This is a genomic window from Sphingobium phenoxybenzoativorans (genome assembly GCF_001757355.1).
GTDB classification, from domain to species: domain Bacteria; phylum Pseudomonadota; class Alphaproteobacteria; order Sphingomonadales; family Sphingomonadaceae; genus Sphingobium; species Sphingobium phenoxybenzoativorans.
The window spans coordinates 66,282-90,422 of sequence record NZ_MINO01000001.1 but is presented as its reverse complement, the minus strand read 5'-3'; the positions used below and the strand labels follow the sequence as shown (position 1 = coordinate 90,422).

The window sequence follows — 24,141 nt, the reverse complement described above, 5'->3', positions numbered from 1 at the left end:
CGATGTAACATTGGCGTAGCGGAAAAGTCATGAGGACGTAGCCAAGCTGCATCATTGGGCCGGTTCATGAACCAGCCGATGACGATGCGCCGATGACCATCAGCCGCCGACAATTCGCCATGGGCGGCGCTAGTCTGGCCGCCTTTGCCGGCCTGTCCCGCTTCGCCAGCGTTGCGGCCGCAACCAGCTATCATAATCAGGTGCCGGGCTACGGACCGCTGCGTGACGACCCGGCCGGGCTGATCGACCTGCCCCACGGCTTTTCCTATCGCGTCATTTCCAGCGCCGGGGATATTATGGACGACGGGCTGACGGTGCCCTGCTGCCATGACGGGATGGGCTGCTTTCCCCTTGATGCCGACCGGGTCGTGCTGGTGCGCAATCATGAGTTATTGCCCGACCAGCGCGCACGCGGGGCAAAGGGCGTGATTTCCCTCGCTTATGACCGGTATGCGGACGGCGGCGCCCTGCCCGGTGGGACAAGCAACATCGTCTATAATCTGCGCAGCGGGCGGGTCGAGCGGCAGCATCTGAGCCTCGCGGGCACCATTCGCAACTGCTCTGGCGGCGTCATGCCCTGGGGTAGCTGGCTGTCCTGCGAGGAGATACTGACCCGCGCAGGCGAGGATGGGATCGCCAGGGACCATGGGTTGGCGTTCGAGGTGCCCGCAAACGCGAGGGGCCTGGTCGAACCAGCGCCAATCCACGCGCTCGGCCGCTTCAACCATGAAGGCGCAGTCATCGATCCGCGCACCGGCATTCTCTATCTGACGGAGGACGAAAAGGATTCGCTCTTCTACCGCTTCCTGCCCGACCGGCCGGGCGCGCTGCATCAGGGCGGGCGGCTGCAGGCGCTGGGCTTTATCGAACAGTCCGAGGGCGGCGACAGCCGGAACTGGAAGCGGCGCGACATGGCGGTCGGCGATATGCGCCTTGCCCGCTGGATTGACCTGAACGGTGTCGATAATCCCCATAACGACCTCAAGAACCGCGGCCACGCCGATGGCGCGGCGATCTTTGCACGCGGCGAAGGCATATATTTCGGCGACGGGCAGGTGCATTTCATGTGCACCTCCGGCGGCGCAGCCGGATTGGGCCAGATATTCCGCTACATACCCTCCCCATTCGAAGGGCGGACGCGCGAGAAGGACGAACCCGGCCGCCTCAGCCTGTTCGTCGAGTCCGACGACCGGCAGGTGCTGAACTATGGCGACAATATCACCGTCGCGCCCTGGGGCCATCTGATCGTCTGCGAGGACAACAAGACGCCGTTTGCGGACAATATGTTGCGAGGCGTGACGCAGGGCGGCAGGGTTTATACGCTCGGCAGGATAAGGGGCGGCACGGAGCCGACCGGCGCATGTTTCTCCCCGGACGGGCGGATACTGTTCCTCAACATCTACGCACCTGGCAAAACGCTGGCGGTATCTGGCCCTTGGGAGAGGGTCATGCAGGCGGGCTCGCCCGATTTCGCGGCCTGAACACGGTTACACTTTTCGACAATTCCCCAGCCTCTTTGGCACAGTCCCGCGACAGTTGCCGCCTATCTCCATGATCAGACGCCGACCGAAAGGCGCCTTTGAACAAGGAGCAAAGCCATGAAGTCCTTTCTGATCAAGCTGGCCACTGCCGCCATGATCACCGCCACCGTGCTGAGTCCGCTGGCCGAAGCGCAAGCGGCCCAACCCCGCCGCGTTGTGCATGAGACAGTCCGCGAAGGGCCGCGCGGCAATGTCAGCGTTCACCGCACGACCGTCGTCCGCAAGGATTACCGCAGCGACTATCGTAGCTGGCGCAAGGGCGAGCGGTTCGATCGCCGCTACGCCAGCCGCTATACGGTGATCAACAATCCCCGCGCCTATCGCCTCTATAATGCGCCGCGCGGCTATCATTGGGTGCGGTCGGGGAATGACGCGGTGCTGGTGGCGATCACCAGCGGCATCATCGGCGCGGTTATCGGAAACGTCCTGCGCTGATTGGTCTGCCGGCAATGCCATGCGCCTCCGGGATTATCCCCGGAGGCGCTTGCATTTGGAGGCAAGATCAGCCATAGGCGCGCCTTCGCAAACGGCGGGGAGACTTTGCCGGGCGCGAAAATATGAGACGATAGCCGGAGGGGCGTTCGCATCGGGCGGCGTCAGCGATCGGCCAAGATGAAGGAAAGCAGCATGGCTCTGTACGAGCACGTGTTCCTTGCGCGCCAGGATCTGGCACAGGCGCAGGTGGACGCGCTGGCGGAAACCGCCACCAAGATCATCGAAGACAATAACGGCAAGGTCACCAAGACCGAGACCTGGGGCCTGCGCAGCCTGGCGTACAAGATCGCCAAGAACCGCAAAGCGCACTATGTGATGCTCAACATCGACGCGCCCGCAGGCGTGGTCGCCGAGCTGGAGCGCCAGACCCAGATCAACGAAGACATCATCCGCTATATGACCGTAAAGGTCGACGAGCTGGAAACCGGCCCGTCCGCGATGATGCGCAAGCAGGAACGCAGCGAGCGTGGCGACCGCGGAGATCGTGGCGACCGCGGCCCGCGCGGCCCGCGCGAAGATCGTGGGGATCGCCCCCGCCGCGACCGTGATGAAATCGGCGAATAAGGAGTAGAGAGACAATGGCACGCCCCTTTTTCCGCCGCCGCAAGAGCTGCCCCTTCGCCGCGAAGGATGCGCCCAAGATCGACTATAAGGACGTTCGTCTGCTCCAGGGCTTCGTGTCCGAGCGTGGCAAGATCGTTCCCAGCCGCATCACCGCCGTCAGCACCAAGAAGCAGCGCGAACTCGCCCAGGCGATCAAGCGCGCCCGGCATCTCGGCCTGCTGCCCTACATCGTGAAGTGAGGGAGTAGACCCCATGGAAATCATTCTGCTCGAAAGGATCGAGAAGCTCGGCGCCATTGGCGACATCGTGACCGTCAAGGACGGTTACGCCCGCAACTTCCTGCTCCCCAACAAGAAGGCCCTCCGGTCAAACAACGCCAACAAGAAGGTGTTTGAGGCCAACCGGGCGAAGATCGAAGCCGACAATGCTGCCCGCCGTTCCGACGCCGAAGCAGCAGCCAAGGGCGTCGATGGCAAGCAGGTCGTACTGATCCGCCAGTCGTCCAATGCCGGCGCGCTTTACGGTTCCGTTTCGGTCCGCGACATCATCGAAGCGCTTGACGCCGAAGGCATCAAGATCGTGACCAAGGCGATGATCGTCCTAGAGCGCCCGATCAAGACGCTTGGCCTGTTCGACGTCAAGGTCGCGCTGCACCCGGAAGTCGCCGTCACCATCCAGGTGAACGTCGCGCGGTCGCCGGAAGAAGCCGAGTTGCAGAAGGACGGCGTGGACGTGATGGCCAGCCTGTTCGAAAAGGACGAGTCGGGCTTCACCGAGGATTATGATCCCAACGCCGAGCCGGGCGAGATCGCCTCTGCGCGCACCGACGAGGAAGAAGGTTCGGAAGAGGAAGCCTGAGCGCTTCATCGACCGTGAAAGAATTAGGGCCGTCCGGGAGACCGGGCGGCCTTTTTCTTTGCCATATCCCTCTATCGCCGCTTCGTGCCGAACCAGATGACGTGACGCGGACCTTTGCCGTTGCTGCGCGCGCGGACGCCGACTTCCTCGACGGCCAGACCCGCATTTGCGAGACGCCGCGCAAAGGCGTTGTCCGGCGCGGCCGACCAGATCGCCAGCACGCCGCCCGGCTTTAGCGCCGCTATGGCAGCCGAAAGCCCCTGCGCCGAATAAAGCCGGTCATTGCCCTGCCGCGTCAGGCCATCCGGGCCATTGTCGACATCCAGCAGAATCGCATCATATGCTCCGCGCCCTGCAGCGATGACCTCCGCCACATCATCCTGAACGATGCGGACGCGGGGATCATCGAGGCAGCCTGCGGCCAGTTCCGCCATCGGTCCCCGCGCCCATTGGAGGATTTCGGGGACCAGTTCCGCTACCGTGACTTGCGCTCCGCCGTCCAATCTGGCGAGCGCGGCGCGCAGGGTGAAGCCCATGCCATATCCGCCGATCAGCCAATGGGTCGCCTTGCGCCCCGCCAGCCGGTCAAAGGTCATGTCGGCCAGCGCCTCCTCCGACCCGCTCATCCGGCTGCTCATCAGCTCGTTGCGGTCGAGCACGATCATGAAGTCCCTGCCCCGCCGGTAGAGTCTCAATTCCTCTCCGCCGGGGACCTGGGCCGATCCAATCAGTTCACGGAGTTGCATGACGGCAGGACTTTCATTGAAGGAATGGGACGCAAGGCTGCTAGCGCCTCGAAGGACATCGCCAAAGCAATTTAGGCGCGTCGATCCCGGCACCGGGCGATGAAGGGTTTACGGTCGCGGCGGGCGTCTCCATAGCGGCGGGCATGCGATATTTCCTTGATACAGAGTTTAACGGTTTTGGCGGCGAACTGATCAGCCTGGCTCTCGTGCCCGAATATGGCGACCAGGAATTCTACACCTCGCTTCCCCTGCCCGACAAAATCCATAGCTGGGTCGAGCGGAACGTCATCCCCTATCTGCGGTTCGTGCCTCCGGGCGTCGATCATCAGTTGAGCAGGGTGGAAGCAGCGCAATATATCGAGACCTATCTGGCCAATGATCCCGACCCGGTGATCGTCGCGGACTGGCCCGATGATCTGGGCTATTTCTGCCATCTTCTGGTCATGAGTCCCGCGAATATGATCACGATCAACGGCCTGCGGCTGGAGTTGATCAATGCGGCCGGGTTCAGCGCATCTGTGAACAGCAAGACGCCGCATAACGCCCTGCATGATGCGCGGGCGCTCAAGGATTTCTGCATGAGCTGACCCCCAATCCGTGGAAAGCCGGGATCATGAACGCCACTCCGAACCGGCATATAAGCATGCAATCATTCAACAGGCCAGTGGACACCCAAGACGCCCCCGGCGCAGAATGATCCTCCTAAGTTGCGGAAGTTGCGGGTTGCCATCGTATCCGGGCCGACTGCCGCAAAAGCCCCTGCCCGGCCGCCCCTCTCTCGCGTCCACATTGTAAAAAATCATGCTCTTAATGGCAGTTTCAAGAGAGTTTATGGCAGCTATTTTCACCATATGCGCCCCGATATCGCTTTAACCGAAGCATCGTAACATGTGCGGGCCATCGTAGGACATGCATAGCTTTCCGTGCATTTAGCGTCGTGCAAAATCCGGTCAAAAATCCGACAATGCATGCAATCCTGACAATCTCCCTGGACTTGCTGGATCATATTGTTTAGTCATGACTAAACAAAATTGCCGTTCGTGGTTGAGAGAGGATCAGGATGTTGAACCAAGTCGCCGTCAGCACCGCAATTCCCGATCATGTCCCGGACGGGCTGGTGATCGATTTCGACATGGCGCGATGCGACCGGCCGGATGGCGACATTCACCGTTACTGGAAGGAAAACGCGCAGGACGACCGCCCTGCGATCTTCTGGACGCCGCGGCATGGCGGCCATTGGGTCGTCACCCGCCTGGAGGACCTGATCGCCATCCAGGCGGACAGCGCGCATTTTTCCAATGCGGAGTTCGTCATCCCGCGCGGCGTTGTTCCGCGCCTGATCCCGCTGCAGCTCGATCCGCCCGAACATACGCCATACCGCCGCCTGATGATGCCGTTCTTCATACCCCGCGCGCTGGCCGAGATCGAGGCGAAGGCGCGGGCGGTGGCGATCGACCTTATCGAAGGGGTGAAGCCGCAGGGCGGCTGCGAGTTTGTGAAGGATTTCGCAGGAACCATGCCGATCATCGCATTCCTGACGATGATGCGGTTGCCGGAAGATGATCTGGAAATGCTGCGCAGTCACGCCGTACTGGCGTCAAAACCCCATTATCCGGGCAGCGCGGAAGCGTGGGAGGCGCTGTCCAGCTATATCCGCCACTGGATCGCCGAGCGACGGGTCCGGCCGGGCGACGACCCACTGAGCGCGACGATCCACGGCCGGGTTGGGGATGCCCCCCTTTCGGATGAGGATGTGTTCAGCATGTGCCTGCTGCTGCTGACCGGCGGCCTTGATACCGTGGCGTCGATGATGGCATTCATCGCGCATTTCCTCGCCACCCATCCCGACCACCGCCGCCAGTTGCGCGATCAGCCGGACTTGATCCCCAACGCCGTCCAGGAACTGGCAAGGCGTTTCGGGATCAGCAATATCGCCCGGATCGTGAAACAGGATGTCGCCTATGGCGGCGTCACATTCCACAAGGATGACATGGTGTTGCTGCCCATGGCGCTTGGCGGGTTGGACGACCATGCGACGGAACGTCCGCTCGATGTCGATTTCGCCCGCGCCTCGCCGCGCCATACCGCCTGGGGTACGGGCATTCATGCCTGTCCGGGCCGTGTGCTGTCTCAGCGAGAGATTGCGATATTCCTGCAGGAATGGCTGACCCGCATTCCCGAATTCACGCTCGATCCAGACGATCCGCCCGTCTTTACGACCAGCCTCATCAACTCCTGCGAGTCCCTGCCCCTGCGCTGGGCGGTGTGATGGGATCGCCGGCCGCCATCTCGTCGCGAAATGCCCGGAGATGCTTCACCCATTTTTCGTAGAAAATCTCGATCGCCTGCATTTTCCCCAGGATTTCGGGCGACAGGTCCTGGCCCTCGGTCCTCATTTCGGCGCTGGCGGCCCGGATCATATCCAAAGCCGTCTCGGTTCTCTGAAGATGATATTCCGCCGTTCGAGCGCCCGCATTCGGCGCGGCGCGGAAATAATGGCCGCGAGCGCCCTCCACCTCGACCCGTTCGATCGTGCCCAGTTCCTCCAACAGCCGCGTATTCGTGCTGATTGAGCCGCGGCTTACGCCCAGTTCCCGCTCCAGCGCGCCGAAGCTGACAGGACCGTTACTGACATAAAGGAGGGCCGCGATGCGTCCGGCGATGGTGGGAAGATAGTCACGGGCCGCAACGTCCCCGAAGGTCTGGATATAGCGGTCGCGCGCCTGACCCGATGTTTCGTCCGCATTCATCCATCTTTATTGTCGCCATGGCTCCGCACACGCAACCGCCATATGCGTTACGTCCCTTTCCGGAGGGGATCGGCCCGTGTGAGCGGGAGCCTTGGGAGATATGGCCTAGACCAGCGCCTTGACCGGCAGATGCTCCATGCCGGGCGCTTCATCCGGCACGGCGACCTCTATCCAGCCGTCCTCCGTCTCCCGCCAGGGGAAGATTTTCAACGGCTTGTAATTGACGCCGCCAAGGCATTCGCCGCTGTCCAGTTTGAACCGCGCGCCGTGCAGCGGGCACATGACCGATCCCCGGCGGACGCGGCCAGCCGGCGCCAGTTCGGCGGCGGCATGGGTGCAGCGATTGATGATCGCGTGGATCGTCCCTTCCTCGCGGCACAGAAATACCGGCCAGCGATTGACGATGAAGGGCAGCATCGCCTTCTCCTCGACAGCCGAAGCTTCGATAACCCTGTGATATGTCTCGCTCATAGCCTGCTACGCAATCCGCCTACTATTCTTGCCATCGCTGTGGCCGCCAGCGCCGCTGTCCACAATTGATGCTTCTCATAGCTGTCTTGGCGCGCCGGACCAACCATGGTGGAATCAAGACAACCCATGACGACCACAAGAGGATGAACCTTTGGGCATAAACCGTTTCTGGCAGCTTACTGCCTATCCGCAGGGGACCGATTTCGCTTCCGGCATCACTTTGCAGGAGGAGGCGATGCCGGAAATCGGCGAGAACCAGCTTCTCGTCGAGAATCTGTGGCTTTCCCTCGATGCGGGTACGCGGATGTGGCTGACCCCGCGCACGGACAGTTACATGGACCCCACGCCGCTGGGCAGCAAGATCATCGGCTTCGTCCTCAGCCGGGTCGTTCAGTCGCGCCATGCGGGGTTCAAGGAAGGCGACATCGTGCGCGCCTATGGCCAATGGGCGGACTATTCCGTGCTCTATCCCGACATGGGCGACATTTGGGTGGTCGAGGACATAGCCGACATGCGGCAGCATTTCGCCGTGCTCGGCCCGAACGGATGGACCGCCTATGTCGGCCTGACCGAATATGGGAAGGTGCGGCCGGGCGAAACCGTGCTGGTATCCGCCGCCGCCGGCGCGACCGGCCTGCTGGCGGCGCAGTTCGCCAAGGCGATGGGATGCCGGGTCATCGGCATTGCGGGCGGGCCGGACAAAGGCGCGCTGCTGACCGGTACATGGGGGCTGGACGCGGCGATTGATTATAAGGCGCAGGATGTGGGGCGCGCGCTGGCGGAGATCGCGCCGGGCGGGATCGACTGCTATTTCGATTGCGTGGGCGGGCCGATCCTGGACGCTGTGCTGCCGAACATGGCGATGAACGGGCGGGTGGCGGTCTGCGGCCTCATTTCCACCTATGACAAGGCGGAGCGCGAAGGACCGCGCAATTTCGACCTGATCCTGATGAAGCGGTTGACCATTGCTGGCTTCTTCTCACCCGATTTCTATTTCCGGGGCGGAGAGATCAACCGGCTGACCCGGCCCTGGCTGGAGGCTGGAAAGGTCGGCATGGCGTTCGACACGACCCAGGGGCTGGAAAATACGCTGACCGCCTATGGCAAGCTGTTTTCCGGCGGCAATGTCGGCAAGGTGATGGTGAAGCTGGCGGATTGAGCGGCGATGGCCGGACCGGGCGTTATGCCCGGCCGGTCAGCGCGAGATAGCGGCGCTGTTCCCAATCGCTGTCGCCGAACAGGGATGTCAGCATCAGCACACGCTTGAACGCCTGCCCGACCATCAATTCCTCGGTCGTGCCGATGCCGCCATGCAGTTGCACCGCATCCTCGCCCAGCGACAGGGCGTTGGCGCTGATGTAGGATTTGGCCCCAGCTATGGCCGCTTCGCGGGCGGGATCGGATGCATCGAGCGCGGCGGCGCGGTAAAGCTGCGACCGGGCAAGCTCCAGCCGGGCGTAATTGTCGGCCATGCGGTGCTGGATCGCCTGGAAATGGCCGATCGGTTGCCCGAATTGCTGGCGCGTCTTCACATAGTCCAGGGTGGCGTCGAACATCATCCCCATCAGGCCGACAAGTTCGGCGCAAACGGCCAAGCGTCCGTCGCCCAGAGTCGCCGCAATAGCCGCCATGTCCCCGGCCATCGGCTCGGCCCTCACATGTACGAAGCTGATGTCGCTGGCGACGGACCCATCGGAAAGGCGATAGTCCCGGCGGCGCAGACCCTCCGCATCGCCGCGCACCATATAGAGTCCTACGTCACCCGATGCATCGACTGCGGAGACCAGCAATATCTGGGCGAAAGCGCCGCCCAGAACGGCATGCTTCGCGCCGTCCAGGATCATCCCGCCGCCGCCATTCGTCATGGCGCGCACGGTCACCCGGTCCTGATTGAAACGCGCGCTGTGCTCGCCATGCGCGAATGCCGCCGAAATCTCGCCAGAGATCAGGCGCGGGAGCCATTCGGCTTTCTGTTCCTCTGTGCCCGCCCGTTCCAGCAGTCCGCCGCCAAGGATGACGACCGGCAACAGCGGCTCGACCGCGACCGCCCGGCCCATCGCCTCCATGATGGTGATCAGTTCGACGCCGCCGCCGCCAAATCCGCCCAGCTCCTCGCCAAAGGGAAAGGCGAGAACGCCCATGTCGGCGAGGGTGGCCCATCCTGCCGGATCGAAGCCCGAAGGTTCGCGGACATAGGCCAGGCGGCGGACCGGATCATAACGATCGCCGGCGAACTTCTCGATCAGATCGCGCAGCAGCCCCTGCTCTTCGCTGAGATCGAAATTCAACTTCCTGTTCCCCTCACAGCATTGCGGCGGTCGCCAATGGGCGCTGCCGCATCGTTCCTGTGAAGGGATAAGCATGCTCGCGGACATCGGCGTCCTGCTTTTTCCGATAGTTTGCGCATCGGTCAGCCGAAAAACCTAGCACTAGTCCGAGGTTTTGGATGACTTGATACGTTAACCGGTCAGGCGTATCTTAATCCACATGGAGAGTTCAGGCGATACACTCACCGCCTGCATGGACGGAAGTGCGACACAGGCCACAGCCGGCGCCGATATCCCTTCTAGCAGGCATGTCCCCACCGCTATTGCGACGCCGGCCGATATACGGCCCGCCGCGGAGGCCCTGCGCGACATAGCGCGCGACATAGGGAACTTCCAGGTCGCGGCCTGCGCCAATATCGCATCCAAGATGCCGATGTGCGACGCGGACGGCAATGTGCTGGCGCATAGCATATTCGGATGGCCGACATCCAAGGAGCAATGGTGGAAGAAGCCACTCCTGGCGCTAAGCTCTCCCCTGCCCTTCGCATGCCGCTATGAAAGCGATCCCTTCTGGGTGAATGCCGCAGGCATCTACACCCGCGCGCCCAATCCGCTGCTCGACCAGATCGACCTGTCGCATTTCGACGAGCTGGTGAATGCGCAGTCGGTTATTGTAGTACCGATCCACCTGCCCTTCGGCCAGATTGGCGTGGTCAGCTTTTCCCCGCTCGACAATGGCCGTAAGGACCTGTCCCGCGAGTTCGAGCTTTATGCCGACCAGTTGGAATATCACAGCCGGCGTTTCATCGGCGGATATTCGCGGGTGACGAGCCATCGTCCCTGGATTCCCAAAAATTGCCGCCTTTCCAAGCGCGAGGTCGAATGCCTGCGCTGGGCGGCGGTCGGCAAGACCGATGTCGAGATCGCGATGATCCTTGGCCGGAGCTGCGCCACGGTGCGGTTCCACATCCACAACGCCGCTACCAAGCTGGAGGCGGTGAACCGCAGCCAGACCGTGTTCAAGGCGACGCAGCTTGGCTATCTGGGCAGCGTGGCGGCGGTCATGACCGGCGGCCATGGCGAACATCATGACGGGGCCATGATCGAGTGATCCGTTTCGTCAGACTAGAAAGATAAGGATCGCGCATGGGGCAACCCGTGCGCGTTCTTTTTTGGCGGGCTTCCATGCCGCGCCTTGCAATCCCGCCCTCCCCAGGGCCAGCCGGTTCCTGAACCTGCGAGTATCGATAACCTATGCTTTCTTACAGAAGCATTTGCCGCTGCGCATTTTCATAACTGCAAGGGACAGAGAAACGCAGGAGCAGGTTCCATTTCCGACATGATCGCCATAGCCGAAGGTCTTTTCACCGAGGGCGCGCAGCCGCGCCTGATCGGCGGCCGTCACGGCGAGACCGGGCGGCTCGTCTTTCCCTGCCCCGCCGGCGACCCGCGCTATACGCCGGAGCCGCTGCCGCCCAGGGGAACCGTCTGGTCCTGGACGATCCAGCGGTTCCGGCCGAAATCACCGCCCTATACCGGGCCGGAAGCGTTTCAGCCCTTCGCCATCGCCTATGTCGAACTGCCCGGAGCGGTGATCGTCGAGGGGCCGATGGTCAATATCGCATTCGACGCCATCGAGATCGGCATGGAGGTGGAAACGGTCATCGTCCCCCACGCCACCGATGCGCAGGGCCGCACCGTGACAAGCTATGCCTTCACTCCGGTAACAGGAAGCTCCGGTCATGACTGATGTCTATATCGTCGGGGTAGGCATCCATCCGTTCGGACGGACGGACGGGCTTTCCGGCCTGCAGCAAGGGGCCTATGCCGTGCGCCAGGCGCTGTCGGACGCCGGGCTTGACTGGAACGACATGCAGTTCGGCTTTGGCGGGTCGGACGCTTCGGGCAATGCGGACGCCATCGTCAATGAGCTGGGCCTGACGGGGCTTCCCATCATTAACGTCAAGAATGGCTGCGCCACTGGCGGATCGGCGATGATCGGCACATGGCAGGGCATTGCGTCGGGACAATATGATGTTGGCGTCGCCCTAGGCTTCGACAAGCATCCGCGCGGCGCGTTCAACGCCATGCCCGCCGAATACAGCCTGCCCGACTGGTATGGCGAGGTCGGCATGATGGTGACGACGCAGTTTTTCGCGATGAAGCTGCAGCGCTACATGGCTGCGCACGGCATCAGCAGCACGACGTTGGGCCGGGTCGCCGAAAAGGCGTTCCAGAACGCCGTCCATGCCGATCATGCCTGGCGGCGGGCGCCGGTCGACATCGACACGATCCTGAACAGCCAGATGATCAACGATCCGCTGACCAAATATATGTTCTGCTCCCCCGGAGAAGGCGGCGTCGCCCTGATACTGGCTAATGAGAAGAAGGCGCGCGAACTGGGCCGGACGGCGGTGCGCATAAAGGCGGCCGCAGTTCGCACCCGGCCGCCGGGATCTTTCGAGGTATTCGCCCCCTGCATCGACATCGCGCGCGGTGGCGCACCGACATTGCTTGCGTCCAAGGCGGCATTCGAGATGGCCGGGCTTGGCCCCAGCGATATCGACGTTGCGCAATTGCAGGATACCGAATCCGGCGCCGAGATCATGCATATGGCCGAGAACGGTTTCTGCGCCGATGGCGAGCAGGAAAAATGGCTGGCCGAGGGCTGGACGCGGATCGGCGGCAAGCTGCCGGTCAATACCGATGGCGGCTGCCTCGCCTGCGGTGAGCCGATCGGCGCATCCGGACTGCGCCAGGTCTATGAGAATGTCATCCAGCTTCGCGGGCTTGGCGGCGGACGGCAGGTCCCCGGCGATCCCAAGACCGCCTACTCCCATGTCTATGGCGCGCCCGGCATTTCCGGCGTCACTATCCTCCAACGCTAAAGCACCGCTCATGCATCTGCATTTTTCTCCCGAAGACGAAGCTTTCCGCCAGGAAGTGCGCGCTTTTCTGGACGCCAATCTTCCCGAACATCTGCGCGCGGGCATGCGAGCGACGCCATCGGTATTCGTCGAACCGGATATCGGCCGCGAATGGCAGGCGATCCTGCATGCGAAGGGCTGGCTGGCCTATAACTGGCCGGTCGATTGCGGCGGCACCGGCTGGACCACGGTGCAGCGCTATATCTTCGAGAAGGAATGCGCGCTGGCCGATGCGCCGAGCCTGCCCGTGCTGAGCCTCAAGCTGCTTGGCCCGGTCATCTGCAAGTTCGGCACGCCCGAACAGAAGGCGACGATCCTGCCCCGCATATTGGATGGTACGGATTACTGGTGCCAGGGCTTTTCCGAACCCGGCTCCGGCTCCGACCTCGCCAGCCTGAAAAGCCGGGCGGAACGCAAGGACGATCATTGGCTGATCAATGGCCGCAAGCTGTGGACGACGCATGCGCATCATGCGACGCACATCTTCTGCCTGCTGCGCACCGACCCCAAGGTGAAGCCGCAGAAAGGCATCAGCTTCATTCTTGTCGACATGAACCAGCCAGGTGTCGAAGTCCGTCCGATCATCGGTCTGGCCGGCGACCATGAAGTGAACGAGGTCTATCTGGACGATGTGACCGCGCCCCTGGACAATCTGGTCGGCGAGGAAGGCGGCGGGTGGACCATCGCGAAATTCCTGCTGGAAAATGAGCGCGGCGGGGCATGCCATGCGCCCAAATTGCTGTCCGATCTGAATAAGATCCGCGCGGCGGCGAAGGATGAGCCGGATGGCCTGGGTGGATCGATGGCCGGGGATCAGGCGTTCATGGCGGCGCTGGCCAAGGTCGAACTGGAGGCGCAGGCGCTGGAGATGACGGAGCTGCGCATCCTCGCAGAAATGGCCAAGGGCCTGCCGCCGGGGCCGCAAACTTCGCTCTGCAAGATGGTCGCATCCATACTGCGTCAGGAGGTCGATCATCTGGCCGTGCGGCTTTACGGCTATGCCGGTCTGGCGCTGGAGGAACAGCGGCCGCTCTATGGCAATGGCGCGCCCGAACCGCTGCACAACAAGGCGGCGCAGGTCGCAGCCCCCCGTTACCTGAACAGTCGGGCATGGACCATCTTCGGCGGGACGAACGAGGTCCAGAAGACTATCATTGCGAAAACGGTGCTGGGCCTCTGACCCCCGCGCGAGACGAATTTTGAACGGAGACGGACGACATGCAGCATAGCCGCGAAGCGCTGATACAGGCCTATCGCCAGATGAAAACGATCCGGGCATTCGAGGAGCGTCTGCATGACGACATCGCCCTTGGCGAGATCGCGGGATTCACGCACCTCTATGCTGGCCAGGAAGCCTGCGCCGTGGGCGTTTGCGAGCATCTCGGCCCCGCCGACTACATCATTTCCACCCATCGCGGCCATGGCCACTGCATTGCCAAGGGATGCGACGTGGTGGGTATGATGAAGGAGATTTACGGCTCCAGCGATGGCCTGTGCAAGGGCAAGGGCGGCTCCATGCACATTGCCGACATTAACAAGGGCATGCTGGGCGCGAACGGGATCGTCGGCGCGGGCGCGCCGATCGCTGTGGGCGCGGGCATCACCGCCAAGAGCACCGGCAATGTCTCCATCGCCTTTTCCGGCGACGGCGCGTGCAACCAGGGCACGACGTTCGAGGCCATGAACATGGCGGTCGTCCTGAAGCTGCCGGTCATCTTCGTGTTCGAAAACAACCATTATTCCGAACATACCGGTGAGTCCTACGCCGTCGGCGCGGAAAGCATGACGGTGCGTTCGGCCGCCTTCGGCATGAAGGCGATCAAGGCCAACGGCATCGACTTCTTCTCCGTCTATGACGCGATGCGGGAGCTGATTGATTACTGCAAGGCGGGCAACGGCCCGGCGTCGATCGAACTGGATACGGAGCGTTTCTACGGCCATTTCGAAGGCGATCCGCAGCGCTATCGCGGCAAGGGCGAACTGGACCGGCTGCGCGAGGAGCGCGACTGCCTGAAAGTGTTCCGGACCAAAGTCACCGAGGCAAAGCTTCTTGAAGGCAAGGATATCGACGCCATCGACACGGAGGTCGAGGCATTGATCGAACGCGCCGTGGCGGAATCCAAGGCCGCGCCCCGCCCCACAGCCGCACACGTCCTTGAAGACGTCTACATCAGCTACTGATCGCAGGGATCGATAAAATCATGGCAAAGAAAATGATCCGCGACGTCATTCGCGACACGATCGACGAGGAAATGGCGCGCGACGACAGCGTCATCATGCTGGGCGAAGATATTGTCGGGGGCATGGGTTCAGCCGGTGGGCCGGAGGCTATCGGCGGCATCTGGGGCACGTCCGGCGGCCTGTGGGCCAAATATGGATCGGACCGGGTGATCGACACGCCGATTTCCGAAAGCGCGATCATCGGCGCGGCCGCAGGCGCGTCGCTGACGGGCAAGCGGGCGATTGCCGAAATCATGTTCGCCGACTTCATCGGCGTGTGCATGGACCAGATCTGGAACCAGGTGGCCAAGTTTCGCTATATGTTCGGTGGCAAGTCCAAATGCCCCATCGTGATCCGCATGCCCTATGGCGCGGGATATAACGCAGCCCCCCAGCACAGCCAGTCGATCCATGCGATGGTCACGGCGATGCCGGGCCTGAAGGTGGTGATGCCCACCACCGCGGCCGACACCAAGGGCCTGCTGACCCAGGCGATCCGGGACGACGACCCCGTCATCTTTCTGGAGCACAAGGCATTATATGGCCTGAAGGGCGAAGTGCCGGACGGCGAATATCTGATCCCGTTCGGCCATGCGCGTCAGGTCACGCAGGGCGATGATGTCACCATCCTGGCCACCGGCATGATGGTCGGCTTTGCCGAGAAGGCGGCGGCGCAACTGGCGCAGGACGGCATCGGCTGTGATCTGCTCGACCTGCGCACGACCAGCCCGCTGGACGAGGAAGCGATCATGGACAGCGTGGAGCGCACCGGCCGCCTGCTGATCGTGGACGAAGCGCCGCCCCGCTGCAGCTTTGCCACCGACCTGTCGGCGCTGGTCGCCAACAAGGCGTTTGCATCCTTGAAAGCGCCGATCGAGATGGTCACGGGGCCGCACAGCCCGGTGCCGTTCGCCCGCGAACTTGAATCCGCCTATGTCCCCTCCCCCGACAAGATCGTGGCGGCTGCGGTCAAGGCCATGTCCTACAGGCGGGGTTAAGCGAAATGGCTAATCTGCGCGCATTCGCCATGCCCAAATGGGGCATAGAGATGACCGAGGGCGTCGTCGCCGAATGGATGGTCAAGGAAGGCGTCCCCTTCAAGAAGGGCGATATCATCGCCCTGATCGAGACCGACAAGATCACCAATGAGGTCGAGGCGGAAGCCGACGGTATGTTCCCGAAGCTGGTCGCAGAGACCGGCGGCACCTATCAGGTCGGCGAGCTGATCGCCGTGCTGGCGGGCGCGGACGAGACGCCCTCGGCTGACGAGGTTTCGGCCTTTGTCAGTGGGTTCAAGCCCGCCGATACGGCTGTTGCGTCCAAGGCAGGGGGATCGACGCCTCCGCCCCCGGCCGCGCCAAAGGCCGAACCTGCGCCCGAGCCGGTGAAGAAAGTCAGCATTGCCGCCGACGCGAACATCAGCCCGGCCGCGCGTGCGTTGGCCGAGGAAAAGGGCGTCGATATTTCCGGCATCACGGGGTCCGGCGAAGGCGGGCGCATCACGTTCCAGGACGTGTTACAGGCCAGCCTGCCGCCGGTGAGCATTGGCGGATCGCCCGTCGACATTGCACCGGTTGGCGAGACATTGGGCGAAGTGTTCGCCAGTCCGCTCGCCAAGCGGCTGGCGGTGCAGCATGGCGTTGCCCTTTCCTCGCTGACGGGAACGGGGCCGAAGGGGCGCATCTGCAAGGCGGACGTGCTGGCCAAGGTCAAGCCGGAGCCGGTTGCGCAGGCGGCAACGCCTGCTCCTGCATCCGCCGCTGCGCCAATGGCTTTCGCCCGGCCCGCTCCCGGTACGGCCGAGATCGTCAAGATGTCGTCGATGCGCAAGGCCATTGCGCGCGCGCTAAGTCACAGCAAGTCGACCATCCCGCATTTCTACCTGCGGTCGAAGGTACGGATCGACGCAATCCTTGGCCTGCGGGCGCAGGCGAAGGCGGCAACCGGCGAAGCGCCCAGCATCAACGATTATATCGTGCGGGCCTGCGGCCTGGCGCTGGCAAGGCATCCCGACGTCAATGTGCAGGTGCATGGCAATGAGATACATCGCTTCGGCAGCGCCGACATCTCGGTGGCGGTCGCGACCGACAAGGGGCTGATCACGCCGATTGTGAAGGGCGCGGATACGCTGTCAGTCGCCGCCATATCCCGCGAGGTGAAGGCGCTGGTGGAGAAGGCGCGAACGGGCAAGCTGCAGCCTGAGGAGTTTCAGGGCGGCAGCTTCTCGATCAGCAACCTCGGCATGTTCGGCATCGATCAGTTCGACGCGATCATCAACCCGCCGCAGGGCGCCATCCTCGCCGTGGGTGCGGGCGTGCGGCAGCCTATCGAGATCGGCAATGCGCTGGCCTTCGCGACGATCGTGGAGCTGTCCCTGTCCTGCGATCACCGAGCGATCGACGGCGCGGTCGGCGCGGAATTCATGCGGACGCTGAAAGGGTTGATCGAGGAACCCAAGCTGCTGGTGGGGTGACCCAGGATGATCGAGGCCCAGCTTCTGCTCAAGGCCAAGCCGGGCCTCGCCGCCAACCTGTTCGCCGAAATGGCGCGTGCCGGAAAATCCGACGATGTTGCGGTGGCCCGTCGCCTGCCCGACGAGGCGCTGCCTTCGCTGGCTCATGCCGCCTTCGCTGCGCCGGACCTTCCTGATTGCATCGTTTCGTCATGTGCGGAGCATGACTCTGATCTGGCGAGGACAATGGCGAATCTGGCCAAGCGGATGCGGCCACTCTCCGCCGAGACATCGCTGGTCGTGGTGCGGCGCCATGCAGTGCTACCCGGCCGCGACGCCATCCGCTTGTTTTTCGGATTGCGGCGACTGGAACGGTTGAGCTTGCCTGCCTTCCACGATTACTGGCTGCACCGGCACGCGGCGATTGGACGGAGGCTGATCCCGCCCCATAGCTATCACCAGCTTCATGCCGATCCTGGTCTCTCCGCACAAATTGCCGAAGCCGCAAGCGTCCAGCCATCTACGCTGGACGGCATCGTGGAAGTATATTTTCCCGATGTTCCGGCGCTCGTTGCGCAGCTCAGCCGACCGGAGGTCGCCGAGGAAGCACTGGCCGACGAGCGCAATTTCATCGACCATGCGCGGTCGATCTTCTGGGCTTATGCCGAAATCTGAGCCCCGTGCACTTCCAGCCAGGCGCGGGATGTTCGCGCCAGTTCGGCAGCGCGGGCTTTCAGGTCGGGGAAATCCTCCCGGAGACGGAGGGATCGTTCCTCGACAGCCACGGGAATGCCCTCCGGCATCAGGCTCATGATCCCATGCAGATCAAGGCCGCCATGACCCATCGGCATGCGGCCATCGAGCGCCTCAACCAATATCGCATCGGGATCAGCGGGGTCAGCGCCAACAGCGGGCGCGTCGCAAAGCTGGATATAGCTCAGCCATTTGCGCGGAACGGCGGCGATCTCTTCCAGCGTGCCGCCATGGCGGGTCCAGTGGAGGGCATCGATCAACAGGCCCGCAGAGGGCGAATTGATCTCTCGCAGCATCCGGCAGGCCTCGCCAATCGTCCTGATCTCGCTGAACAGGCCGAACTCCAGATTGACGCGAATGCCGCCAGCCGCGCCATGCTCCATGAGCAGGGCGAGCTTGTCGCGCGTTGCCCCCATGTCCGGGTCGCTGCTGACGCAGAGCACATTGAGCGCGCCCAGCTCCATGCCGATATCGATCAGGCGTAGATGGTCGGGATTGGGCGGTCCCGGCTGTATCCAGACAACCTCGATATCGAGCAATGGCACGCCGGTCGCGGCGATGGCCGCCTTTACCTCGCGGGTGGTGGCGGCAGTCCACTGGTCCGGTTCGAACCACATGCCGCTATAATCGAAGCCCCCATAAGCAGCGGACTCGACGAGCTGGACCGGCGTCGCCTCCGGCATGATGCCGGCGCACATCGACAGGGGATTGGCGCGCGCCATGTCAGGCGGCCGCCATGGCGGCGACTACCGACGCCTCTATATCGGCCTTTGACGGGTTGGCGCGCAGAGTGAGGCCGCCATTCACCTGAAGGTTCTGGCCGGTCATGAAACATTCGTCGCTCGCCAGCCAGACGCAACCCGCCGCTATATCTTCCGAGGTGCCGTAGCGGCCGAGGGGGTATCCCTTCACGAACGCCGCCATGACGCCGGGCACGGCCGCCGCGTCCGCGGTCATCGGCGTTTCGGTGACGCCGGGCGAGATGCTGTTCACGCGGATGCCCTTTTCGCCGAACTGATTGGCGACGCTGCGCACCAAATGATCCGTGCCCGCCTTGGTGGCCATATAGGCGTCATGATCGTGGAACAGGATCGTCGCGGTGGCGGAGCTGATCTGGATGATCGATCCGCCCTTTTCCTCCATCGCCGGGATCAGCGCCTGAAGAAACTGGAACGGGCCGCGCAACTGAAGGGCATAGATCTTGTCGATCTCCTCCTCGGTCGTTTCGAGGAAAGGCTTGAGCAGGCCCCATCCCGTCGCATTGACGGCAATGTCCAGGCCATCCAGCGACGCCCTGGCGGCATCCACCATCGCGAAGATGCTGGCCCGCTTCGAAAAGTCGCATTCGATGGCGACACCGCCAATCTCATCCGCCAGCGCATCGAGAATAGCGCGATTGCGGCCAGCCACGGCCACCCTCGCGCCCTCTGCCGCGAACCGGCGGGCGATGACCTGCCCCATATTGCCCGCGCCCGCAGCGCCAACGACCAGCGCCTTGCGCCCCTCCAGCCGCCCGGCCATCAGGCGAACTCGTCCATGCGCGGCGTGCGGCGCAGCGCCTGCCCCGCGGTCACATCGATCCGCTGGCCGGTGACGAACGCCTCGTCGCTCGCCAGCCAGAGCGCGCAGTCGGCAATGTCGTCCACGGTCGGGAAGCGGCCAAGCGGCATTTCCTTCAGGAAAGCGCGGGTCACCGCCTCCATAGCGAAATAGGCGTCGGTCATGGCGCTCTTAGTAAAGCCCGGCGCGATGCTGTTGACGCGGATGCCCCTTGCGCCCAGCTCATTGGCGGCAACCTTGACCAGCACGTCCGCGCCACCCTTCGACCCGGCATAGGCCCCCTGCCCCGGCGCCTGCACCAGAACGGTGAGCGAGGAGGCCGTGATGATCGAACCGCCATCCTTCATGGCCAGCGCCATCTGCTTGATGAACAGGCCGGTCCCGACGAAGTGGACATCCGCCTGTTGCCGGAACATATCCGCTGTCGTCTCGATAATGGGCGCTCCGCCCTCGATTCCGGCATAGTTGATCGCAATATCCAGCTTGCCATAGGTATCGACCGCCATCTTCGCGAGGGCGGCCAGGTCATTCTCGTCAGTGATGTCGCAGGCGACGGCAGTCGCCCCCAGTGGACCAGCGACATCGGCCACGGCGTCCTTGCGGCGGGCGGCCAGCACCAGATCAGCCCCCTCCGCCACGAACCGCCGGGCGGTTGCCGCGCCCATGCTGCGGGGATCGGACGCGCCCAATATGATCGCGACCTTGCCGTCCAGACGTCCCATCATCTTCTCCTGACTTGTCTTAATATTCTTCGCTGTGGAGGATGGAAAAACGGCGGTAGGAAAAGCCCCACGCGCCATCCCGCTTGCGATAGCGATCCTCGTAGCAGCCATAGACGCGCAGCTTCTTGCCATCGGCGGTGCGGGCGACCTCGCTGCTGTAGGAGCGGCCCGACGCCGTATCCCCCTCAATCGCGACCGCGCCCTGCGACACATACATCACAACGAAGGGGAAACCGGCCATCGCTTCGCTCCAGGCGGCTACGATCGCCTCGCGCCCCTTGACCGGATCAGGTCCAAAGAGGAACCAATCGCCCTCCTCGTCCCAGGTCGCCCCCCAGGTGGCGGCATCGCGCTGGTTCACCGCATCGGCATAGCGCGCGAGCACATCATTGATCGCGACGCGATCCTCGAACATGCTCATCAGTCAGCGTCCGCCGGCAAGGCTCCATGAATGCCGCATGCGTCGTTCAGCAGTTCGTGGAACCGCTGGATGCGCTTTTCCTGGCCGGAGATGATCCCGCCCCTATAGCCCATGGAATGCAGGCCCTGCTGCTGGCCGACCGCGACCGACATGTCCTGATCCGCCACATAACCCAGCGTCGCCTCGCCATAGATCACGACTTCGCGCTCCGCATGTTCGAAAGGCACGACGCCGACCGGCGTCACCACCTCGTTACGGCCATCGACCGGCGGCATAAGATACCAGTGATCGAAAATGCATTTTTCCGGATCAGTCGGATGCGGCTCCGACCGCAGGATCTGGAAGCCGTCCGGACTCATGGTGATCGTCGTGTTCGGCCAGAGCGTATAGTGATAATAGTCGGTAAGCTGGCTATCCGTCATCGTATCGAAATGGCGGAAGCCGCGCTCCGGCCCCAGCCTGCGCTTGGCGAGCTGGATCGCGCGGCGGGCCTCCGTCGCCTTGTCGACAAAATCGGCGGGGTCGAGACCCCATTCGCGCAGATTATCCTCGATCAGCGGCTGCATCGCATCGGGATAGTCGAGCCGTTTGGAGGGGTGACACCCCTTCTGCACCATGCGGTTATGGCCGCTGGGATACATTTCGAAGCTGGTGTCGGTATATTCGTCGTCGATGAAGCTCGCCAGCTCCGGATGGAGCGTCGGCAGATGATAGCTCTCGTTGAAATTGTCGCGGATGATCTTCCAGTTACAAGGGATTTCGCAGCGCACGTCGAGCACGCGCGTCATCGTCTCCATCTGATATCCGGCAAGCTGCTCGGTCAGGGGCGCCAGCCATTCGTGGAGCGGCGTCGCGTCCTTGTCCATGTTGAACCAGACGAACGGTCCCCATTTGGCGCAGGCGATCTCGGTCAGATGCGCCTTGCCACATGGGTTCCCCCCGGGGAAATCCTCCGCATCCTGCGCGAACAGCAGCGTGCCATCCTTGCCGAACTGCCAGCTATGATAGGAGCAGGTGATGCGCTCATTGCTGCCCATGTCGGACCAGAGCAGGCGGTTGCCGCGATGGATGCAGGCGTTGAAGAAGGCGCGGACCGAGCCATCCTCCTGCCGGATCATCATCACGCTGTCGCGCATCAGATTATGGGTGATCCAGTCGCCCGGCTCCTCCAGGTCGGCCAGCATGCCGCCGATATGCCAGACCTTCGAAAAGACGTTGCGCCATTCGGCGCGCGCCCAGCTCTTGGAATAATAGCGTTCGCCGGTGATCGCGTCACCGCGCACGGGCGGATCGAAAGCCTCAAGCGTCCGGCCGAGAAAATGCTCTTTCGTCAATGGTCCATCCTCGCTCGCTGCGTCCTGCCCCGGCTGTCGCCGGGTGCGCTCCCAGCCGACTTTATGCCCCTGCCATGCAGGGCCAACTCGGCTTTCTGCTAGGGTCCGCTGCTTCACCCTCCCCTAAGTGCTAGTCGGGATCGGCGGCACGATGCTCTAGCGGTTTATCAAGACACTATAGTCGTTTGGAGAGCATGACGCCATGAACAGGGTAGCCGGAAAGGTCGCATTGATCACGGGCGGCGCATCCGGATTGGGCGCGGCCGACGCGAGGCTGCTGGCGGCCGAGGGCGCGAAGGTGGTCATTACCGACGTACAGGAGGCGCTGGGCGAAGAAACCGCCGCCTCCATTCCCGGCGCATTGTTCCTGAAGCATGACGTGCGCGACGAGGCGCAATGGCGGAACGTGATCGCGAAGACGATCGCGCATTTCGGCAAGCTGGATGTGCTGGTAAACAACGCCGGGCTTGTCCGTTTCGGCACGGTGGAGGACGCCTCGCTCGCCGATTTCCGCCTGCAGGTGGAGGTGATGGTCGACGGCTGCTTCCTTGGCTGCAAGGCGGCGATCCCTTTCATGACCAAGGGCGGCGGCGGATCGATCATCAACGTGGCGTCCGTCGCGGCGTTGAAGGGCCTCAGCAGCATTCCGGCCTATTCCGCGGCCAAGGCGGGCATCATCGCCATGTCGCGCAGCATCGCCGTCCATTGCCAGGAGCAGGGCTACAAGATCCGGGTGAACGCGATCGCGCCGGGCGCGCATGATACCCCGATGACGCAGCAGGCGATAGCGCAGCTTCCGGCCGACACCGCCGGACTGGATCAGGCCAATGCGCATGGCCAGGGCCAGCCGGAGGATGTGGCCAACCTGGTCCTGTTCCTGGCGTCGGAGGAATCCCGCCAGATCACCGGCACGCACATCATCATCGACAATGGAGAAACGATGGCGTGAGCGGCGCAGGCGATCTTTCCGGCGTCGCCGACCTGCAGGCGATCAGGCAACGGATCGCGCAGCACAGCCGCGGCGTGGACCGGGCGGACGAAGCGCTGCTGGCCGACTGCTATCATGAGGACGCAACAGTCGACTACCGCTTCTTCGCCGGCCCGGCGAAGGAACTCGCGGCGATGCTGACAGCGGCCAATAAGGGGCAGCCCGTGATGCTGCACCGGACCAGCCAGATGTGGGTCCTGCTGGACGGGGAAAGGGCGAAATCAGAAAGCTATATCATCGCCTATGCGCAATCTCCCGACCCCGATGGCGCAATGATGCAGCGGCTGGTGTGCGGCCGGTATCTGGATCGCCATGAGAAGCGCGCCGGGGTCTGGCGCCTGTCCCACCGCCAATATGTCATGGACGTCAACGCCAACTGGCCTGGGGCCTATGCGCCGCCCGCCCTCGGCTCGCTTGCCAACCATGTTCCCGCGGGCGCGCAAGGCGCGGCCGATCCGGGCATCGCGCTGCTGGCGTCGGCCGCCGCAAAAAACAGACTGATACAAGAAGGAGACCAGGGCATGAGCAACCCGCCCCCGGACGAAGCGGCCATTGATGCCGTCATTTCGCGGCAAAAGATCGCCGACCTGACCATGGCCTATTGCCGCGGCGTGGACCGGGCGGACGAGGATCTGCTCAAAACCATCTTCCATGACGACAGCATCGTCATCAGTGGTGCGTTCAATGGCGGCGGCCAACAGTTCGCGACGGAAATCTGCCGGATCGTGAAGGCCGTGTTCAACCAGACATTCCATTCGATCGCCAACCAGTGGATCGAGGTGACCGGGAACGCCGCCGTCGGCGAAACCTATGTGATCGCCGTGTCCACCATGACCAATGAGGATGGCAGCCAGTCGGAAATGCTCACCGGCGGCCGCTATCTGGACCGGTTCGAACGGCGCGCGGGAATATGGAAGATCTCCGAGCGCAGCTTCGTGTGCGACTGGAACCGGGTGGACGCCACCACGCACAGCAATGACGGCATGTATGCGCCGCTCGACCTGCTGGGCCGGCGGGGACCGGAAGACCCCGTTTATGCCCTGTGGAACTGAAACGGCCAGAAAGAAGGACT

The 24,141-nt window shown here is 63.0% G+C and carries 27 protein-coding genes; 18 read left to right on the top strand and 9 right to left on the bottom strand.

Features of this window, described 5'->3' with window-relative positions:
• Window positions 1-92: 92 nt before the first annotated feature.
• The 5 genes from BHQ40_RS00465 to rplI all read left to right on the top strand — a co-directional run bounded on the left by BHQ40_RS00465 (window position 93) and on the right by rplI (window position 3,458).
• Complete coding sequence (locus BHQ40_RS00465; RefSeq protein WP_070151041.1) at window positions 93-1,481, top strand: alkaline phosphatase PhoX; 1,389 nt, start codon at window positions 93-95, stop codon at window positions 1,479-1,481.
• A gap of 117 nt (window positions 1,482-1,598) precedes the next feature.
• Window positions 1,599-1,976, top strand: a complete 378-nt coding sequence (locus BHQ40_RS00460) for an RcnB family protein (RefSeq protein WP_070151039.1) — start codon at window positions 1,599-1,601, stop codon at window positions 1,974-1,976.
• Between the two features lie 192 nt (window positions 1,977-2,168).
• Entirely contained in the window at window positions 2,169-2,600 is a 432-nt protein-coding gene (gene rpsF, locus BHQ40_RS00455) for a 30S ribosomal protein S6 (protein ID WP_070151037.1), read from the top strand.
• A 14-nt stretch (window positions 2,601-2,614) separates the two neighbouring features.
• Window positions 2,615-2,839, top strand: coding sequence for a 30S ribosomal protein S18 (gene rpsR, locus BHQ40_RS00450; RefSeq protein WP_070151035.1), 225 nt, complete (start codon window positions 2,615-2,617; stop codon window positions 2,837-2,839).
• A gap of 13 nt (window positions 2,840-2,852) precedes the next feature.
• Window positions 2,853-3,458: a 50S ribosomal protein L9 gene (gene rplI, locus BHQ40_RS00445; protein WP_070151033.1), complete on the top strand. Its 606-nt coding sequence runs from the start codon at window positions 2,853-2,855 to the stop codon at window positions 3,456-3,458.
• A gap of 71 nt (window positions 3,459-3,529) precedes the next feature.
• Here rplI and BHQ40_RS00440 read toward each other — a convergent pair whose 3' ends face one another.
• Complete coding sequence (locus tag BHQ40_RS00440) at window positions 3,530-4,204, bottom strand: spermidine synthase (protein ID WP_070151031.1); 675 nt, start codon at window positions 4,202-4,204, stop codon at window positions 3,530-3,532.
• 143 nt (window positions 4,205-4,347) lie between these two features.
• On the opposite strand from BHQ40_RS00440, the gene BHQ40_RS00435 reads away from it, so the two are divergent.
• The gene (locus BHQ40_RS00435; protein ID WP_070151029.1) at window positions 4,348-4,791 is read left to right on the top strand and encodes a 3'-5' exonuclease family protein; all 444 of its coding nucleotides are present in this window, start codon (window positions 4,348-4,350) and stop codon (window positions 4,789-4,791) included.
• Window positions 4,792-5,264: 473 nt separating this feature from the next.
• The gene (locus BHQ40_RS00430; protein ID WP_070151027.1) at window positions 5,265-6,473 is read left to right on the top strand and encodes a cytochrome P450; all 1,209 of its coding nucleotides are present in this window, start codon (window positions 5,265-5,267) and stop codon (window positions 6,471-6,473) included.
• Here BHQ40_RS00430 and BHQ40_RS00425 read toward each other — a convergent pair.
• Window positions 6,433-6,954, bottom strand: coding sequence for a GbsR/MarR family transcriptional regulator (locus BHQ40_RS00425; protein ID WP_070151025.1), 522 nt, complete (start codon window positions 6,952-6,954; stop codon window positions 6,433-6,435). The genes BHQ40_RS00430 and BHQ40_RS00425 overlap by 41 nt on opposite strands.
• Window positions 6,955-7,059: 105 nt before the next feature.
• On the bottom strand, window positions 7,060-7,425 hold the full coding sequence (locus BHQ40_RS00420; protein WP_070151023.1) for a Rieske (2Fe-2S) protein: 366 nt from the start codon (window positions 7,423-7,425) through the stop codon (window positions 7,060-7,062).
• A gap of 151 nt (window positions 7,426-7,576) precedes the next feature.
• On the opposite strand from BHQ40_RS00420, the gene BHQ40_RS00415 reads away from it, so the two are divergent.
• Complete coding sequence (locus BHQ40_RS00415; protein WP_070151021.1) at window positions 7,577-8,584, top strand: NADP-dependent oxidoreductase; 1,008 nt, start codon at window positions 7,577-7,579, stop codon at window positions 8,582-8,584.
• A gap of 22 nt (window positions 8,585-8,606) precedes the next feature.
• Here the strand turns inward: BHQ40_RS00415 and BHQ40_RS00410 are convergent, their stop codons facing one another.
• Entirely contained in the window at window positions 8,607-9,713 is a 1,107-nt protein-coding gene (locus tag BHQ40_RS00410; protein WP_070151019.1) for an acyl-CoA dehydrogenase family protein, read from the bottom strand.
• Window positions 9,714-9,912: 199 nt separating this feature from the next.
• On the opposite strand from BHQ40_RS00410, the gene BHQ40_RS00405 reads away from it, so the two are divergent.
• The 8 genes from BHQ40_RS00405 (at window position 9,913) to BHQ40_RS00370 (ending at window position 17,966) form a co-directional block, all read left to right on the top strand.
• Window positions 9,913-10,803: a helix-turn-helix transcriptional regulator gene (locus BHQ40_RS00405; protein WP_253183208.1), complete on the top strand. Its 891-nt coding sequence runs from the start codon at window positions 9,913-9,915 to the stop codon at window positions 10,801-10,803.
• Between the two features lie 228 nt (window positions 10,804-11,031).
• Window positions 11,032-11,442 carry a Zn-ribbon domain-containing OB-fold protein gene (locus BHQ40_RS00400; RefSeq protein ID WP_070151015.1) on the top strand — a complete coding sequence of 137 codons (411 nt, stop codon included), beginning with the start codon at window positions 11,032-11,034 and terminating at the stop codon, window positions 11,440-11,442.
• A complete protein-coding gene (locus BHQ40_RS00395) occupies window positions 11,435-12,580 on the top strand; it encodes a thiolase family protein (protein WP_070151012.1) in 1,146 nt (381 codons plus the stop codon). Before BHQ40_RS00400 ends, BHQ40_RS00395 begins: the two co-directional genes overlap by 8 nt.
• A gap of 10 nt (window positions 12,581-12,590) precedes the next feature.
• Entirely contained in the window at window positions 12,591-13,799 is a 1,209-nt protein-coding gene (locus tag BHQ40_RS00390; RefSeq protein WP_070151010.1) for an acyl-CoA dehydrogenase family protein, read from the top strand.
• A gap of 38 nt (window positions 13,800-13,837) precedes the next feature.
• Window positions 13,838-14,800, top strand: a complete 963-nt coding sequence (locus BHQ40_RS00385) for a thiamine pyrophosphate-dependent dehydrogenase E1 component subunit alpha (protein WP_070151008.1) — start codon at window positions 13,838-13,840, stop codon at window positions 14,798-14,800.
• A gap of 20 nt (window positions 14,801-14,820) precedes the next feature.
• Window positions 14,821-15,837 (top strand): alpha-ketoacid dehydrogenase subunit beta, encoded by a 1,017-nt coding sequence (locus BHQ40_RS00380; RefSeq protein ID WP_070151006.1) that lies wholly within the window; start codon window positions 14,821-14,823, stop codon window positions 15,835-15,837.
• A gap of 5 nt (window positions 15,838-15,842) precedes the next feature.
• The gene (locus BHQ40_RS00375) at window positions 15,843-17,312 is read left to right on the top strand and encodes a dihydrolipoamide acetyltransferase family protein (protein ID WP_070151004.1); all 1,470 of its coding nucleotides are present in this window, start codon (window positions 15,843-15,845) and stop codon (window positions 17,310-17,312) included.
• 6 nt (window positions 17,313-17,318) lie between these two features.
• Window positions 17,319-17,966 carry an EthD domain-containing protein gene (locus BHQ40_RS00370; protein ID WP_070151002.1) on the top strand — a complete coding sequence of 216 codons (648 nt, stop codon included), beginning with the start codon at window positions 17,319-17,321 and terminating at the stop codon, window positions 17,964-17,966.
• Here the strand turns inward: BHQ40_RS00370 and BHQ40_RS00365 are convergent.
• The 5 genes from BHQ40_RS00365 to BHQ40_RS00345 are packed head-to-tail and all read right to left on the bottom strand — an operon-like array spanning window position 17,951 to window position 22,081.
• Window positions 17,951-18,766, bottom strand: a complete 816-nt coding sequence (locus BHQ40_RS00365) for a sugar phosphate isomerase/epimerase family protein (protein ID WP_070151000.1) — start codon at window positions 18,764-18,766, stop codon at window positions 17,951-17,953. The two genes, BHQ40_RS00370 and BHQ40_RS00365, sit on opposite strands and share 16 nt — an antisense overlap.
• A 1-nt stretch (window position 18,767) precedes the next feature.
• On the bottom strand, window positions 18,768-19,565 hold the full coding sequence (locus tag BHQ40_RS00360) for an SDR family NAD(P)-dependent oxidoreductase (RefSeq protein ID WP_070150998.1): 798 nt from the start codon (window positions 19,563-19,565) through the stop codon (window positions 18,768-18,770).
• The gene (locus BHQ40_RS00355) at window positions 19,565-20,329 is read right to left on the bottom strand and encodes an SDR family NAD(P)-dependent oxidoreductase (RefSeq protein WP_083276592.1); all 765 of its coding nucleotides are present in this window, start codon (window positions 20,327-20,329) and stop codon (window positions 19,565-19,567) included. The genes BHQ40_RS00360 and BHQ40_RS00355 overlap by 1 nt, the downstream gene beginning before the upstream one ends.
• A gap of 16 nt (window positions 20,330-20,345) precedes the next feature.
• Window positions 20,346-20,747 carry a nuclear transport factor 2 family protein gene (locus BHQ40_RS00350; protein WP_070150994.1) on the bottom strand — a complete coding sequence of 134 codons (402 nt, stop codon included), beginning with the start codon at window positions 20,745-20,747 and terminating at the stop codon, window positions 20,346-20,348.
• The gene (locus BHQ40_RS00345) at window positions 20,747-22,081 is read right to left on the bottom strand and encodes an aromatic ring-hydroxylating oxygenase subunit alpha (RefSeq protein WP_070150992.1); all 1,335 of its coding nucleotides are present in this window, start codon (window positions 22,079-22,081) and stop codon (window positions 20,747-20,749) included. Before BHQ40_RS00345 ends, BHQ40_RS00350 begins: the two co-directional genes overlap by 1 nt.
• Window positions 22,082-22,283: 202 nt before the next feature.
• Between BHQ40_RS00345 and BHQ40_RS00340 the strand changes: the two genes are divergently transcribed.
• Together BHQ40_RS00340 and BHQ40_RS00335 are read left to right on the top strand one after the other, a co-directional pair.
• On the top strand, window positions 22,284-23,030 hold the full coding sequence (locus tag BHQ40_RS00340; protein WP_070150990.1) for an SDR family oxidoreductase: 747 nt from the start codon (window positions 22,284-22,286) through the stop codon (window positions 23,028-23,030).
• Window positions 23,027-24,121, top strand: coding sequence for a nuclear transport factor 2 family protein (locus BHQ40_RS00335; protein WP_070150988.1), 1,095 nt, complete (start codon window positions 23,027-23,029; stop codon window positions 24,119-24,121). Before BHQ40_RS00340 ends, BHQ40_RS00335 begins: the two co-directional genes overlap by 4 nt.
• Window positions 24,122-24,141: the final 20 nt, after the last annotated feature.

What these genes read in the sequence shown, in the direction of transcription:
- rpsR (WP_070151035.1), top strand. Translation starts at nt 2,615, where the DNA reads ATGGCACGCCCCTTTTTCCGCCGCCGCAAGAGCTGCCCCTTCGCCGCG.
- BHQ40_RS00370 (WP_070151002.1), top strand. Translation starts at nt 17,319, where the DNA reads ATGATCGAGGCCCAGCTTCTGCTCAAGGCCAAGCCGGGCCTCGCCGCC.
- BHQ40_RS00340 (WP_070150990.1), top strand. Translation starts at nt 22,284, where the DNA reads ATGAACAGGGTAGCCGGAAAGGTCGCATTGATCACGGGCGGCGCATCC.
- BHQ40_RS00355 (WP_083276592.1), bottom strand. Translation starts at nt 20,329, where the DNA reads ATGATGGGACGTCTGGACGGCAAGGTCGCGATCATATTGGGCGCGTCC.
- BHQ40_RS00460 (WP_070151039.1), top strand. Translation starts at nt 1,599, where the DNA reads ATGAAGTCCTTTCTGATCAAGCTGGCCACTGCCGCCATGATCACCGCC.
- BHQ40_RS00385 (WP_070151008.1), top strand. Translation starts at nt 13,838, where the DNA reads ATGCAGCATAGCCGCGAAGCGCTGATACAGGCCTATCGCCAGATGAAA.
- BHQ40_RS00405 (WP_253183208.1), top strand. Translation starts at nt 9,913, where the DNA reads ATGGAGAGTTCAGGCGATACACTCACCGCCTGCATGGACGGAAGTGCG.
- BHQ40_RS00430 (WP_070151027.1), top strand. Translation starts at nt 5,265, where the DNA reads ATGTTGAACCAAGTCGCCGTCAGCACCGCAATTCCCGATCATGTCCCG.
- BHQ40_RS00425 (WP_070151025.1), bottom strand. Translation starts at nt 6,954, where the DNA reads ATGAATGCGGACGAAACATCGGGTCAGGCGCGCGACCGCTATATCCAG.
- BHQ40_RS00390 (WP_070151010.1), top strand. Translation starts at nt 12,591, where the DNA reads ATGCATCTGCATTTTTCTCCCGAAGACGAAGCTTTCCGCCAGGAAGTG.
- rpsF (WP_070151037.1), top strand. Translation starts at nt 2,169, where the DNA reads ATGGCTCTGTACGAGCACGTGTTCCTTGCGCGCCAGGATCTGGCACAG.
- BHQ40_RS00465 (WP_070151041.1), top strand. Translation starts at nt 93, where the DNA reads ATGACCATCAGCCGCCGACAATTCGCCATGGGCGGCGCTAGTCTGGCC.
- BHQ40_RS00360 (WP_070150998.1), bottom strand. Translation starts at nt 19,565, where the DNA reads ATGGCCGGGCGGCTGGAGGGGCGCAAGGCGCTGGTCGTTGGCGCTGCG.
- BHQ40_RS00350 (WP_070150994.1), bottom strand. Translation starts at nt 20,747, where the DNA reads ATGAGCATGTTCGAGGATCGCGTCGCGATCAATGATGTGCTCGCGCGC.
- BHQ40_RS00375 (WP_070151004.1), top strand. Translation starts at nt 15,843, where the DNA reads ATGGCTAATCTGCGCGCATTCGCCATGCCCAAATGGGGCATAGAGATG.
- BHQ40_RS00435 (WP_070151029.1), top strand. Translation starts at nt 4,348, where the DNA reads ATGCGATATTTCCTTGATACAGAGTTTAACGGTTTTGGCGGCGAACTG.
- rplI (WP_070151033.1), top strand. Translation starts at nt 2,853, where the DNA reads ATGGAAATCATTCTGCTCGAAAGGATCGAGAAGCTCGGCGCCATTGGC.
- BHQ40_RS00420 (WP_070151023.1), bottom strand. Translation starts at nt 7,425, where the DNA reads ATGAGCGAGACATATCACAGGGTTATCGAAGCTTCGGCTGTCGAGGAG.
- BHQ40_RS00440 (WP_070151031.1), bottom strand. Translation starts at nt 4,204, where the DNA reads ATGCAACTCCGTGAACTGATTGGATCGGCCCAGGTCCCCGGCGGAGAG.
- BHQ40_RS00380 (WP_070151006.1), top strand. Translation starts at nt 14,821, where the DNA reads ATGGCAAAGAAAATGATCCGCGACGTCATTCGCGACACGATCGACGAG.
- BHQ40_RS00395 (WP_070151012.1), top strand. Translation starts at nt 11,435, where the DNA reads ATGACTGATGTCTATATCGTCGGGGTAGGCATCCATCCGTTCGGACGG.
- BHQ40_RS00365 (WP_070151000.1), bottom strand. Translation starts at nt 18,766, where the DNA reads ATGGCGCGCGCCAATCCCCTGTCGATGTGCGCCGGCATCATGCCGGAG.
- BHQ40_RS00400 (WP_070151015.1), top strand. Translation starts at nt 11,032, where the DNA reads ATGATCGCCATAGCCGAAGGTCTTTTCACCGAGGGCGCGCAGCCGCGC.